Source organism: Flavobacterium sp. xlx-214 (genome assembly GCF_013874595.1).
GTDB lineage: Bacteria > Bacteroidota > Bacteroidia > Flavobacteriales > Flavobacteriaceae > Flavobacterium.
Map to the genome: position 1 here is coordinate 1,676,123 of NZ_CP059431.1, position 14,168 is coordinate 1,690,290.

A 14,168-nucleotide genomic window follows, 5' to 3' on the forward strand; every position below is an offset into this window, starting at 1 on the left:
AAATAAAAAAAACCTGAATTTTTCAATTCAGGTTTTTTTGTACTCAAGGCGGGACTTGAACCCGCACGAACATTACTGCTCACTGGATTTTAAGTCCAGCGTGTCTACCAATTCCACCACTCGAGCGAGTGAAAATCTATTTAAAAGCTTTTAATGACCATGAGTCTTTGTACTCAAGGCGGGACTTGAACCCGCACGAGCATTACTGCTCACTGGATTTTAAGTCCAGCGTGTCTACCAATTCCACCACTCGAGCAGATAAATAGATTTTGAGCGAAAAACGGGGTTCGAACCCGCGACCTCAACCTTGGCAAGGTTGCGCTCTACCAACTGAGCTATTTTCGCATAATTTTTAAAAGAACTTGTTTTTTTGTACTCAAGGCGGGACTTGAACCCGCACGAACATTACTGTTCACTGGATTTTAAGTCCAGCGTGTCTACCAATTCCACCACTCGAGCAATAATTGTGTTTTAGAGCGAAAAACGGGGTTCGAACCCGCGACCTCAACCTTGGCAAGGTTGCGCTCTACCAACTGAGCTATTTTCGCATTGCATTTTTTTAAAGAACTTTTTTTTGTACTCAAGGCGGGACTTGAACCCGCACGAGCATTACTGCTCACTGGATTTTAAGTCCAGCGTGTCTACCAATTCCACCACTCGAGCAATTTTCATTGCTTACATGAACGTAGCAATACTGCTGTATTGCGAGTGCAAATATAGTATGTTTATTTTATTGTACAAGGTTTTTTAAAAACTAATTTTTAATTATTTTTTAATTTTCTGATAATGTTGCAACTAGCAAATGGTAAATTTTAGTTTCTACTTTACTTTGTATGCTAAATAAAATAGGGAAAGAAAAAAAGCATTGCTACTGCAATGCTTTTTAAATTATCTTAAAGACTGATTTAAAACTAAATCAATATAAAGGTTTACTTTATCTTTTAATTGTTTTCTATGAACAACAAAGTCTAAGAAACCGTGTTCTAATAAAAATTCAGATGTTTGAAAACCATCAGGTAAATCTTTTCCTGTAGTATCTTTTACAATACGTGGACCTGCAAAACCAATTAAAGCACCTGGCTCTGCAATATTAATATCGCCTAACATTGCATAAGAAGCTGTAGTACCACCAGTGGTAGGATCTGTACATAATGATATGTATGGAATTTTAGCATCGGCAAGTAAAGCTAACTTAGCTGATGTTTTAGCCATTTGCATTAATGAAAAAGCAGCTTCCATCATACGTGCACCTCCTGATTTAGAAATCATCATAAAAGGTATTTTATGTTTGATAGAATAATCAATACCACGGGCAATTTTTTCACCTACTACAGAACCCATTGATCCACCAATAAAAGCAAAATCCATACAAGCAACAACTAAATCATTACCTTTTGATTTTCCTACTGCTACACGAACAGCATCTTTTAGCTTGGTTTTATCTTTTGCTTCTTTTAAACGATCGCTGTATTTTTTTGTATCAACAAATTTTAAAGGATCTTTTGATGTAATAGAACCAAATAATTCTTTAAACTGATTGTCATCAAATAAAATTTCAAAATATTCTTTGCTACCTATTCTTACGTGATAATCATCTTCTGGACTAATCCATAGGTTTTTTGCTAATTCTTCTGATTCTACAATTTTACCTGTTGGCGATTTGTACCATAAACCTTTTGGAATATCTTTTTTATCTTCGGTAGCTGTAGTAATACCTTTTTCTTTTCTTTTAAACCAAGCCATATCTTAGCGTTTAATAGTTTTATAATGTGTTAACATTGTTTAAATCGGCAAAAGCTTGCTCTAAACGTTTGTTAAAAGTTAATTCTGCTTCACGCAACCATTTACGTGGATCGTAATATTTTTTGTTAGGGATTTCTTCTCCTTCTGGATTTCCAATTTGCGTCATCAAATAATCTTTTTTAGATAAGATATAATCACGAGCACCTTCTGTAAAAGCAAATTGTAAATCGGTATCTAAATTCATTTTGATAACTCCGTAAGAAATAGCTTCACGAATTTCTTCTAATGTAGAACCTGATCCTCCGTGGAAAACAAAATCAACAGGATTGTTTTTTGTATTGAATTTTTCTTGAACGAATTTCTGAGAATTGTCTAAGATTTTTGGCGTTAATTTTACGTTTCCTGGTTTGTAAACTCCGTGAACATTTCCAAAAGCAGCTGCAATAGTGAAACGAGGTGAAATTTTCATTAACTCTTCATAAGCATACGCAACTTCTTCTGGTTGTGTGTATAATTTAGAAGAATCAACATGAGAGTTATCAACACCATCTTCTTCACCGCCAGTAATACCTAATTCAATTTCTAATGTCATACCCATTTTGCTCATACGCTCAAGGTATTTTTTAGAAATTTCTAAGTTTTCTTCAATTGGTTCTTCAGATAAATCAATCATGTGCGAAGAAAACAACGGTTTTCCTGTTTCTGCATAAAACTTTTCGCTAGCATCTAACAAACCATCAATCCAAGGTAATAATTTTTTAGCACAGTGGTCTGTGTGTATAATTACAGTTGCACCGTATAATTCTGCTAATTCATGTATTTGTTTAGCACCTGCAATACTACCTGCAATGGCTGCTTTTTCATTATCGTTATTTAAGCCTTTACCTGCCATAAATAAACCACCACCATTAGAAAACTGAATGATAACAGGTGCGTTTAATTTAGCTGCCGTTTCCATTACACCATTAATAGTGCTTGATGAAGTAACGTTGATTGCTGGTAAAGCAAAGCCTTTTTCTTTTGCGTAATTAAATATTTCTTGAACTTGATCTCCTGTTGCAACTCCAGGTTTAATGTTATGTGCCATAATAGTATGTTGTGTTTTTTATTCAGTATAAAAATAGTTTAGCTTACAAAAGTAATAATTTTATTAAAACGGATAGTTAATTCCGACATTTAAAACCGTTTTACTTAAATTCCATTCTTTAAACCATTGTCTGTCTTTTTCATTGGCTGGGTTGTAGGTTTTAAAACCTAAATCGCATCGTATCACAAAAAAGCTAAAATCATATCGTATACCAAGACCAGTTCCTAATGCAATATCTTGTAAAGATTTTAATCCATTAAAAGTCATTCTTTCATCAGTTTCGTTGTCTAGCGTATTCCAAATGTTACCAGCATCGGCAAAAATAGCCATATTCCAAGGGCCTGAAACATTAAAACGATATTCTACATTAAAGGCTAATTTCATATTGGCTTCGTTAAAATCGTTGATGCCACCAGAACGTCCTGGTCCTAAACGATACGATTGCCATGCACGGTTATCATTAGAACCACCAGCAAAATAACTTCGAGAAAAAGGAATGTAATTACTGTTTCCAAAAGGTATTGCAATACCACCAAAGGCGCGTAAGGCTAAAACATTTTTATTACCTAAATCAAAATACTTTATAAAATCAAGCTCGCCTTTAAAATATTGAGAATAAGCCACATCTAAAACAGTACGTTTTTTACCTGTTACATCGTAATTATCGGTTGATGATTTTGCTATAGCATTTAGTAAATTTCCTGCCGATTCTATCTTTGTTTTAAAAATAAAAAACTCTTGGTCTTTAATATTAAAGCGGTTAGAGTAGGTGTACACAATGTTACTTGCTAATATCAAGTTGTTCTCGGTTAAACGCTGTTTACGTTCAGAAATGCTTCGTACAGAATTGTATTGATTGGCATTAGCATTTGTGTTTCCTGCTAAAACATCAGAAATGAAAGCATCGGCACCACCATCGGCAATAGTTAAATTACCGTTTTCATCTAAATAAGATGGGTTGGTAGTTACGTTATCAGAAATCGTATTAAGTGTGTTGTATGATGAGCGGTAAACTTTAAAATAGTTACCAGGATTCATATTACGAACAAACTGTAGATTAAAAACATCTAAACTTATTGTGTTTCTACGCTTGTAAGACCAACTGTAATTAAATACGCCTGTAAGATTTTGTTTGTCTAAACCAATGTTTTGTTGATTGAAAAAACCAATACTTAAAGCGGTGTTAGGGAACGAAGTACGGTCGATAATTTTATCAATTTGATTTGAAAAGAATAAAAAGCGAGGGAAAGTTAACTTAATATCGGCACCATATTCTAAAATATCAAAAAAGGTATTTTGATCATTGCGGTATTTTGAAGCCGATGAACCAATGTTTCCTCTAAAACCAATATCTAAAATTTCGGCACCTTTAAAAAGATTTCTGAAAACAAAACCAATATTTCCTTCAATACCAAAATCTTGAATGTTAGAATGATTTAAGTCAATAGATGGATTAAAAGTAAAGCGTTTTTTAGGATTTAATGTAATGTTGGCAATTAACGATTTTCCTAAACTGTCTCTAGAATCGGGAATATATTCAATGGTTGGATAATTAAAAACCTTTAAATTACTTAAAGAACGTGATGTAATTAAACGGCGCATGTCTGAAAAATAACCATCTTTATCAATAAAAATAGCGTTTTTTAAAGTTTTAGGTTTGTAACTTAACGGACCTTTACTATAAATATTGATGTTTTTGTATTGAACAGAATCGGTTATTGATGTTTCGGTACTTGATGTATTACTTGTGAAAACATTTACCTGACTAATTTTATATAATTTAAACGGTTCTGCGCGTAAAGTATCGCCTTCTTTAATGTTTTTATTGTCAATATTTAAAACAATATTGGCAGTATAATTGTTTTGCAGCGTATCAATTTCATAGGTAATATACGTTTTCTGAAAATCGTAAGCGCCATTATTTCTAAAATAAGTCGTAATGCGGTCGCGCTCTTCATCTAGTTTTTTTGAATTGTATTGATCTCCTTTTTTTATCAATGCAGCGCGTTTGTTTTTAGCAAATAAAGTATCTAATTCTTGTGATTGAATGATAGTTGCAATACTATCGTAATAATACGGTTTATCAGTATTTACAGTGTATTTAGCGGTGATTTTTTTTGTTTTTAAAGAATCTAACGCGTACGAAACTTTTGTGTTAAAATACCCTTGATTAAAATAATGGTTTTTTAAACGAATTGCCGATTTTTTAGTACGCTCATTATCATAAATAACAGGTGCTTCGCCCAAATTTTTTAAAGTTCTACCTAAGCCCGAAACAAAAAATGAAGTTCCCAAACGATCTACTTGTTTTGCCGATAAAAAATTGGTTAAAAAACGTTCGTTTTTAGGATGTCTATCTAACCACGCTTGGTACGTAGAATCGGGGTTTACCTTTGCCATATTGTACATTTGCAAACGCAAACGATATCCTAAAATATTACTATTAGGTTGCTGGTAAATTTGTTGGGTTATATTTTCATTAGTTTCTTTTTTACCGTTTACCAACAAAATGTTCTCCATAAGCAAGCGTTCATCATCATCAACGCGTTTTGTTAAAGAACAAGCTAAAAAAAAGCTGGTAATTACGGTAATAAGTACTAATTTTGATACATTATTTTTCAATTTCATAACAATTTCAAACGGTAAAATTACAATTTTTTACGACATGCTTAGTAAGAACCAAATCAAATATATAACGCAATTAAAGCAAAAAAAATACCGCGATTTACATAAAATTTTCATTGCCGAAGGTTTTAAGGTAATTGAAGAGCTGTTAAATTCGTCTTTAGAGCTTGTTCATATATATAGTACATCGTATATTGATTTCAAAGTTTCCAATAATCAGTTAACACTTATTTCATTAGACGAGCTTAAGAAAATATCAAATTTAAGCACACCTAATCAGTGTTTGGCGCTTTTTAAAATGAAGGATATTCAGTTGCCTGTGAATAAGGGATTAAAAGTTGCTTTAGATGATGTGCGCGATCCTGGAAATTTAGGAACCATTATACGTTTGTGCGATTGGTTTGGTATTGAGGATTTAATTTGTAGTCATGAATCGGTTGATGTATATAATCCAAAAGTGGTTCAAGCAACTATGGGATCTTTAACCCGTGTGAATGTTTTTTATACCGATTTGGTTGCTTATTTAAAAGAATATAACCATGATATTTATGGCACTTTTATGGATGGTGCCAATGTTTATAAAGAAACATTAGCCGATAATGGTATTATTGTTATGGGTAATGAAGCTAATGGAATTTCTAACGAAATAGAGCAAATGGTTACCAAGAAAATTGCCATACCTCGTTTTGGTACTCTTCAAGAAACCGAAAGTTTAAATGTTGCAACAGCTACCGCTATTATTTTAAGCGAGTTTAAAAGAAGCAATTCTGTATCCAAATAATAAATTAATCGCTATGAAAAAAATATTGTATTTTGTTTTATTCAATTTAATAACAACTCCTTTTGTTTTTTGCCAGAAAATTCAGTTTCCTGAAAGTTTTAAGTACGATGCTAGTATTTTACCCGAAATGAAGTTAGCTAAAATAACAAAAGAAACACGTGATGTAGGAATTTTTGAAAACCCAACGGTACTTTTACAAAAAGAGCAAATGCAAGCTGTTATCTATAATTATGACATTACCCATGTAAATAGAGTTTATATTGAATGCTACCAAGAAGTGAAACAAGATGATAATGATGCAGGTGTTGTTGTTTCTGAATTTAATACGATACAAGATTTAGAAAATATATTGCCAACACTTTATTCGCAAAGTAATTATGCTTTTTTAACAGTAGATAAATATCTTATTACCATTTGGAATGATGGTAATGAAACAGCAGCTAAACTTAAAAAATCGGTAGCTTATTATAAAAAAAAATTAAGAGCTAAAGAATTTGTAGCTCTAAGTGATGGTTCTTTTTCTAATGAATACGAAACTACTGTTACAGGTGACGATAATGCTTATGCGGTTGCCGAAGTTGCTTATGGTACAACAGTACCAATGGGATTTGGTTATGTAGATTCAGCTATTTTTATATCTGAAGAAATAAACAAGCTAGCAAATTATATTACAAAGTTTGAAATGAATTATGGTATAGAAGTGGCTGTGCAGAATGTAGGAAATCAAAATATGACTCCTGATATGATGGAGCCTTACGCATCACATTTAGTGTTTAATGATGAAGAAAGAATAAAAAATAACATTGTTATTTTGTTTGATGAAGTTGAAAATAAGTCGTTTGTTTATTTTGGCACCGAAAATGGAAAAATATTGAGTAAATTACCTTTACAGCAACTAAAAAACAAGTTGAATCAATCCTTAAAAAAGAAAGAAGTGTACAAAGGCTTATACGAAATATTGATGCAATTTGAAATAGCTTTAGTAGAAGCATCGGGTCAGCAAGTTAAAATGCCCGAATAAATAAGCAATATCATAAAAAAATCCTGCAATGTTAATTTGCAGGATTTTTTTGTATGTAAAATTTTATGCTTTTTTAATGAAACGTGAAGTTAACAAATATTCCACGAGATTTCATTGATTCTATATCACCTGTCCACGGACTATTAGCAGCACGGTCTCTAACCAATTCGTCTTGTAATCCAAAAACACCTCTAATTGATGGTGAAAATTTAAAGTGCTCAAAGTACAAATCAATTCCCAAACCTAATTCGTAATTCGCTGTCCATTTACGCATTCTAAATCTTCCTGCATAATTATCCTCTTTAGCTGTTTCATTACTACTTAAATTTAACGATTCTGAAAGACCTGCCAATATATACGGGCGTACATTTCCGGCGCGTAAAGCAGAGAATTTTAATAATAAAGGAAAGTGAATGTATGTTGAAGTAACATCGCGCATATTTTGATCAGGATTTGCAATGTGTGGATAAAAAAGCTTACGTTTGGTGTAATACAAACCTGGTTCAAAACGCAAATCTAAATACTCCATAATACGTAAATTACCAACCAAACCAACATTAAAACCTGTAGATGGTGTTACTAATATTTCATTGCTTCCGTTTTTTTCATGAAAGCTTTTAGCATAATCAAATTTAAAATTATACGAACTAAAACCTAAAAAATAACCATAATGCAAACGTTGCTTGTCCCATTCTTGTTGATTTCGGTACGGGTTTTTTCCAAATATTCCTTGTGAAAAAGAAGAAATACTTAATAGCAAACAGGTTATAACAAGTAGTTTTTTCATATTTTTATTTTGATGCTGAATAAATGGTTGCAACGCCCATTGTTTGTGGGTTATGCTTTACATTTTTAAAACCAACCTTTTGTAAAATACCATTTAGTTTTTCACCGTAAGGAAAGTTTTTTGCCGATTCTGATAAATATTTGTACGCTTTTTGATCTTTAGAAAACATTTTTCCCATTAAAGGCATAAAGGTTTTCATGTAAAAATTGTAGCCTTGTTTAAAAGGAAATTTTGTTGGAACCGAGGTTTCTAAGATAACAAAAATTCCGTTTGGTTTTAATACTCGTAAAATTTCTGACAAACCTTTTTCTAAAGTTTCAAAGTTACGTACACCAAATGCAACGGTAATAGCATCAAAAGTATTGTCTTGAAAAGGTAAATTTTCAGAATCGCCTTGAATCATTTCAATTTTATTTTGTAAACCTAAAGCTTTTACTTTCTCTTTACCAACTTCTAACATACCTGCCGATAAATCTAAACCAACAATGCGTTTAGCGTTTGATTTTGATAATAAAATAGCCAAATCACCTGTGCCTGTTGCAATATCTAAAATAGATTCAGGATTGGTGTCTGATACCATTTTTAAGACATTTCGTCTCCATCCTTGATCTGTTCCTAAAGAAATCATTCGGTTTAAACTATCATAATTTCCCGAAATAGTGTCAAACATTTGTTCAACTTGTTGTTTTTTACCTAGGTTAGAATCTTTATAAGGATTGATTTGATCAGCCATTTTTAATTGAAATTTTTACAAATATAATTATAATAAAAATAGTAAAGTAGTGTGTGGATTTAATTAATTATATTGGGAAGTATTGAAAAAAAGGTATTTTTAGATTCTGTTTTAAATAAGGAAGTAATATGAGGTTAAAAATGAATAAAATTTCTCTTTGGATAGTTCATTTATCAGTACTGTTAAATATTTTGTTCTTAATAGTTGATTTTACTTTTCCCAAAAGTGAAGAAGAAATTTTTCTTGAACATGTTTATACAAAAGGCTTTGATAGTAGAAGAAGTAAGAAGCAAGTGATAATTGAGTTTGATACATTTACAATATATGGAAACAATGATGTTTCAAAAATTCTTGATAAAAATCCTGAAAACAAGTATTACTTACAGAAGAATGTTTTTTTTAATAATAGAGCTTTTATTAAGGTTTTTAATGAAGATAGTTTTTATACTAATAAAGTATTTATTGGTTACCATTGCTATAACCCTTATTTTATTTATTTACTTTTTGTTGCTGTAATGAGCTATTGTTATTTGTTTTATAATTCTACAAAAAAGGATTTCTTTAAACTTATTCCTTATTTTGCTATACCTACAGCCATTGTTTTTTTAATAAATATAATAGTACAGTTTTAAATAAAAAAATCCAGAACTTAAGTTCTGGATTTATAATTATCTTATGCTAAAAGATTTTTGTTTTTCAACAGGTAATTGTGCAAAACGCTCTTGACATTCTTTAATCATAGCAATTGCAGCTGCTTTATCACCAAAACCATTTGTTTCAACTTTTTTCTTTTCTAAATCTTTGTAAGTTTGGAAAAAATGCTCAATTTCTTTGATAAGGTGTTTGTTAATATCACCTAAATCGTTCAATTCGCGCATTAAAGGATCGCCTGTAGGAACACAAATGATTTTTTCATCGTTACCTTTATCATCAGCCATATAGAAAACACCAATTGGTTTTACTTCCATTAACAAACCTGGAATAGTAGGTTCTGTTGTTAATACTAAAACATCTAACGGATCATTATCTAAAGCCATAGTTTCTGGAATGAAACCGTAATCTGTAGGGTATTTCATTGATGAGAATAATAAACGATCAAATCTCATCATTTTTAAATCAAAATCAAACTCGTATTTATTTCTGCTTCCTGCAGGTATTTCGATGAATACATCGAATTGTTCAACATTTGTCATATTACTATTTTTCTTTATTTCGAAATTGAGTGCAAAAGTACGCTAAAATTCAATTTCTTACAAATTTAAAAATGGAAACCAAAAACTGCTTTTACGCCTATTTTTCGTGCATCAGGATTTTCAAGGTAATTACCTCGCCAAGTAACATCAATTCGTAGACATTTAAATAGGTTGCCAACACCAACAAAATACTCGTAATAAATTTTATCTTTTGGTGCCACGTAAGGAATATTTGAAGCGTTTATAGCAATGTTTTTCTGAGATACGTCGCCCCAAACACCACGAATTCCTACAAACTCTCTAATTCCTAATTTGCGAATACCTGGAATTCTTGAAAAAATGCGACCGTTAAAGTTGTGTTCTAGATGCAACGCAATATACTCATCTGTAATAAATTCATAATAATTTAGTTGACTAAAAGCGTTATCTATGATAAAATACGATTGATTTCCTGGAATTACACTCATTAAACCTAAAGGAACAGTACCAAAGGTTTTACCGGCTTCTAACGTAGGTGTTAATCTGCCAAAACCACCAACTAAAATAGGATGGCGGTACAAAAGCTGTACTTTTTTGTAATCAAAATCGCTACCCAACATTCCTTTTACTCCTAAAGAATAATTAAAGAAAAGGCGCGCATAATTATAATCAACATCGGTACGGTCTACACCAAAGCCAACGGTTTTTCTTCTTGGAGTATAATCTACAGAAAGATTAATTTCCGATTGTTTTAAATCGTTTTGTATTGTGCCAGCTTCATCAAAATAGCCTAATGAAAAAGTAGGAGAGGCTGATTTTAATGTTTTGTAATTAAATGATGCCGCAAATTTCAAGTTCTTTAAAGGTTCAATTTCTAAACCTGCTGAACTTAAGTTAATGTTTGATAATTTAGAATTATCGCCACTTGCTAGCAAAGCACTTGATGCAAAACTACGACCTAAAACATCGGTAATAGGTGATAGGGTAGCGGCAATTTGCTCAACATCTCTACGGTTTCCGGCAAAGAAAATAAAGCGCGAATCTTTATCTAACATAAAGCGCCCAGAAATACCGTATTTAAACTTATCATCTTTAAAACCATAAGCGGTGTAACCTTCTAAACGCCACATATCGTTTTGTCCAAAATAAGTACGTCCGCCCATTCTTAAACGAAAACCTTCAATGTCGTTAAATCCAAAAGAAGAGAAAATAGGTCCGTAATCAAAATTGCCAATTTGTACGTAATCACTTGCTAAAATAGTTGCTAAGTTTACGTAGGTTTGAAAACGCTTGTTTTGCTGTAACTGGTCTAGCATGGTGTAAATGCCTTTTTCTTCTTGCGATAAAGGTTCAAAACGATATCCTTCCCAAAACTCATCTGGGCGGTTCATTAAGGCTTCGTTATAACTGTTAACTTCGCTTTTGTAAAAATTAACGGGTTTCTTTTTATTGAAATCAAAATTTTTAAAGTACGTGGTTCGTTTACCATACATACCTTTTGATTTTTCGTTTTGACGGATACTAAAATCGGTCATTAAATGATCTTTGGTTAACAAGAAAACAGAATCATTTAAAACATCGTATTCTTGTTCAATGTAAATATCGCGAACCCAGTTAATGTTGGCATCTTTGCTAATTGCCATGTTAATTTTCTTAATAGCCCAAGTACCATCGTTTACCCAAAAATCGCCTTTAAAAGTTAATTCACCTTTTCTGCGTGGATAATACACAATGTTGTAGCATTTTTTACCGTCTATATCAGCAGTATCGTTTAGCACATAATTATACACATTAATACCCGTGCGCGATAATGGCGAAACAAAATCTTTATCGTATAATTTTAGGTAATTATCGTAAATATCGTATTCAACATATAAGTCTTTTAAGAAAGCCATGATATGCTGGTTGTTTTCAAAGCCAGAGTTTTTATTGCCTGAAATAATCTCCTTTTTTAGTTTTGCAACATTATCTCCATAAACATTAGATGCTTGCTCATTTATAAAAATGGGTAAATACGTTTTGCCTGTGATTTTAGAAGTATCTACTTTATCAAAAACAAACTCCATACCTTTAAACAAGCGACTTTTCATATAAGCACTATCAATAGAATTTAAATCGAATTCTATTTTTTCGTATTTCTGATAGGTGTATTGGTCAAATTTATGCAAACCATTTTTTCTACGGTTTTCCCATATTTTTCTTAGAATATCTAAAGCAGGATTATCTTTTTTAGATGTTTTACCAGAGTAGATTTTAATCTCGTCTAGTAAATTATCTTCTTTTAAAATGATTTTTAGATCGAGAAGTGTGTTTTTTGTTATTGGAATTACAACATCATCATACCCCGTAAAAGAGGCAATTAAAGTATCTTGCTTGGTTGCCGATTCTAAATAAAAGGAACCATTCTCATTTGTAATAACTCCTTCTGTGGTGTTTTTAAAATACACACTAACATAGGATACAGGTTGTTGTTTTTCATCAATAACAATACCGCTAACCTTTGTTTGCGCAAAGGTATAGATATAGAAAAGCGAGAAAGCTATGCTTAGAAAATTTTTCATAACAAAAAACTCCAATCGATAGGATTGGAGTTACAAATTTAGTTTAAATTTTTGTTAATTTTTATAAAGTACCTTTTTTACTGCTTTAATTACATCTTGAGCGTTTGGCAACCATTCTTTTAATAAAGCTGGTGAGTAAGGTGCAGGTGTATCAGCAGTTGTAATACGTTGTACTGGTGCATCTAAATAATCAAAAGCACGCTCTTGAACCATATATGTTATTTCTGAAGCAACCGATGCAAATGGCCAAGCTTCTTCTAAAACTACCAAACGGTTCGTTTTTTGAACCGATTTAATAATAGCGTCGTAATCCATAGGACGAACGGTACGTAAATCGATAATTTCACAAGAAATGTTTTCTTTTGCTAATTCGTCAGCAGCTAAGTAAGCTTCTTTAATAATTTTACCAAATGATACAATAGTAACATCAGTACCTTCGCGTTTAATATCAGCAACCCCTAATGGAATGGTATATTCGCCTTCAGGAACTTCCATTTTATCACCATACATTTGTTCTGATTCCATGAAAATAACAGGGTCGTTATCACGAATTGCCGATTTTAATAATCCTTTTGCATCATATGGGTTTGATGGTACTACTACTTTTAAACCTGGAGTGTTAGCAAACCAGTTTTCAAAAGCTTGTGAGTGTGTTGCTGCTAACTGACCAGCAGAAGCTGTTGGACCACGAAAAACGATTGGCATAGTAAATTGCCCGCCACTCATTTGACGCATTTTAGCTGCATTGTTTATAATTTGGTCAATACCAACCAATGAAAAGTTAAAGGTCATAAATTCTACAATAGGGCGTAAGCCGTTCATAGCAGAACCTACTGCAATACCTGCAAAACCTAATTCGGCAATTGGAGTGTCAATAACACGTTTTGCACCAAATTCATCTAACATTCCTTTACTGGCTTTGTAAGCTCCGTTGTATTCGGCAACTTCTTCACCCATTAAATATATTTTGTCATCGCGGCGCATTTCTTCGCTCATTGCTTCGCAAATAGCCTCTCTAAATTGAATTGTTCTCATAATATCATAATTGATAGGTGCACAAAAATATAAAATTATATTCTGATTTTGATTTAAAAACTCAAGAATGTGAATTTATTATTCAAAAGAATATTCTGTAAAATCAACATTTTCTGTTTTTAGTAGATACATAATTGTTCCATTATTTTGAATAAGTAAAGTGTCTTTTGTTTCACCAAACTTGTAAGGTAATTGAAACTCTTGTAATATTTCTGTATTTTGGTAAGAGTAATTTTCTTTGTAAACAGATTTTATGAAGTTGTTTTCATTGTACCAATAAAACCGATGTTTACTATTTGTACTATATGTATTTCCATGATTTACTTTATTTAAAAAACGTAAATACAGGTTGTCAAAATACAAAAATTCATCATAACCAATTCTTGCAACACCACCGTTGCTAATTGAAAGATCAGAAAGAGATTGAGGATTTTTTGATTTATAAAAACCAGAAAGTTTCCAAAAACCTTTTAAATCCTCGGATCTTGGTTTGTTTTTATATTCGTTTACTTTATCATCAATTTCATCTTTATCACAACTTACACAAAGTAAAATAGTTAGAAGTAAAACAAGTTTTTTCATATTTTTAGTGTTATGAAGCAAAGATAAGATTATAATTTGTT

At 31.8% G+C, this 14,168-nt stretch carries 12 protein-coding genes and 6 tRNA genes; 3 read left to right on the forward strand and 15 right to left on the reverse strand.

The window, feature by feature from the left end:
• Positions 1–40 precede the first annotated feature (40 nt).
• The 9 genes from H1R17_RS07795 to H1R17_RS07835 all read right to left on the reverse strand — a co-directional run bounded on the left by H1R17_RS07795 (position 41) and on the right by H1R17_RS07835 (position 5,458).
• Positions 41–126: transfer RNA gene (locus H1R17_RS07795), tRNA-Leu, on the reverse strand.
• 44 nt (positions 127–170) lie between these two features.
• Positions 171–256, reverse strand: a tRNA-Leu gene (locus H1R17_RS07800).
• A gap of 16 nt (positions 257–272) precedes the next feature.
• Positions 273–345, reverse strand: a tRNA-Gly gene (locus H1R17_RS07805).
• Positions 346–373: 28 nt separating this feature from the next.
• Positions 374–459, reverse strand: a tRNA-Leu gene (locus tag H1R17_RS07810).
• 16 nt (positions 460–475) lie between these two features.
• Positions 476–548 (reverse strand) — tRNA-Gly (locus H1R17_RS07815).
• A 29-nt stretch (positions 549–577) separates the two neighbouring features.
• Positions 578–663, reverse strand: a tRNA-Leu gene (locus H1R17_RS07820).
• A 225-nt stretch (positions 664–888) separates the two neighbouring features.
• Complete coding sequence (gene accD / locus H1R17_RS07825) at positions 889–1,743, reverse strand: acetyl-CoA carboxylase, carboxyltransferase subunit beta (protein ID WP_163430089.1); 855 nt, start codon at positions 1,741–1,743, stop codon at positions 889–891.
• Between the two features lie 19 nt (positions 1,744–1,762).
• Positions 1,763–2,830, reverse strand: coding sequence for a class II fructose-bisphosphate aldolase (gene fbaA, locus H1R17_RS07830; RefSeq protein ID WP_163430088.1), 1,068 nt, complete (start codon positions 2,828–2,830; stop codon positions 1,763–1,765).
• Between the two features lie 63 nt (positions 2,831–2,893).
• Entirely contained in the window at positions 2,894–5,458 is a 2,565-nt protein-coding gene (locus tag H1R17_RS07835) for a BamA/TamA family outer membrane protein (protein WP_181729215.1), read from the reverse strand.
• A gap of 37 nt (positions 5,459–5,495) precedes the next feature.
• Here H1R17_RS07835 and H1R17_RS07840 point away from each other — a divergent pair, with 37 nt between their 5' ends.
• On the forward strand, positions 5,496–6,236 hold the full coding sequence (locus tag H1R17_RS07840) for an RNA methyltransferase (RefSeq protein ID WP_163430087.1): 741 nt from the start codon (positions 5,496–5,498) through the stop codon (positions 6,234–6,236).
• A gap of 13 nt (positions 6,237–6,249) precedes the next feature.
• Positions 6,250–7,257, forward strand: a complete 1,008-nt coding sequence (locus tag H1R17_RS07845) for a TPM domain-containing protein (protein WP_163430086.1) — start codon at positions 6,250–6,252, stop codon at positions 7,255–7,257.
• 73 nt (positions 7,258–7,330) lie between these two features.
• Here the strand turns inward: H1R17_RS07845 and H1R17_RS07850 are convergent, their stop codons facing one another.
• Positions 7,331–8,044 carry a porin family protein gene (locus tag H1R17_RS07850; RefSeq protein ID WP_163430085.1) on the reverse strand — a complete coding sequence of 238 codons (714 nt, stop codon included), beginning with the start codon at positions 8,042–8,044 and terminating at the stop codon, positions 7,331–7,333.
• Between the two features lie 4 nt (positions 8,045–8,048).
• Complete coding sequence (gene ubiE / locus H1R17_RS07855) at positions 8,049–8,777, reverse strand: bifunctional demethylmenaquinone methyltransferase/2-methoxy-6-polyprenyl-1,4-benzoquinol methylase UbiE (protein WP_163430084.1); 729 nt, start codon at positions 8,775–8,777, stop codon at positions 8,049–8,051.
• Between the two features lie 140 nt (positions 8,778–8,917).
• Between ubiE and H1R17_RS07860 the strand changes: the two genes are divergently transcribed.
• The gene (locus H1R17_RS07860) at positions 8,918–9,409 is read left to right on the forward strand and encodes a hypothetical protein (protein ID WP_163430083.1); all 492 of its coding nucleotides are present in this window, start codon (positions 8,918–8,920) and stop codon (positions 9,407–9,409) included.
• A 36-nt stretch (positions 9,410–9,445) separates the two neighbouring features.
• Here the strand turns inward: H1R17_RS07860 and H1R17_RS07865 are convergent, their stop codons facing one another.
• The 4 genes from H1R17_RS07865 to H1R17_RS07880 all read right to left on the reverse strand — a co-directional run bounded on the left by H1R17_RS07865 (position 9,446) and on the right by H1R17_RS07880 (position 14,127).
• Positions 9,446–9,970, reverse strand: a complete 525-nt coding sequence (locus H1R17_RS07865; protein WP_163430082.1) for an inorganic diphosphatase — start codon at positions 9,968–9,970, stop codon at positions 9,446–9,448.
• 65 nt (positions 9,971–10,035) lie between these two features.
• On the reverse strand, positions 10,036–12,510 hold the full coding sequence (locus H1R17_RS07870) for a DUF5686 and carboxypeptidase-like regulatory domain-containing protein (RefSeq protein ID WP_163430081.1): 2,475 nt from the start codon (positions 12,508–12,510) through the stop codon (positions 10,036–10,038).
• 54 nt (positions 12,511–12,564) lie between these two features.
• A complete protein-coding gene (locus tag H1R17_RS07875; RefSeq protein ID WP_163430080.1) occupies positions 12,565–13,545 on the reverse strand; it encodes a pyruvate dehydrogenase complex E1 component subunit beta in 981 nt (326 codons plus the stop codon).
• Between the two features lie 78 nt (positions 13,546–13,623).
• The gene (locus H1R17_RS07880) at positions 13,624–14,127 is read right to left on the reverse strand and encodes a hypothetical protein (RefSeq protein WP_163430079.1); all 504 of its coding nucleotides are present in this window, start codon (positions 14,125–14,127) and stop codon (positions 13,624–13,626) included.
• Between the last annotated feature and the right edge of the window lie 41 nt (positions 14,128–14,168).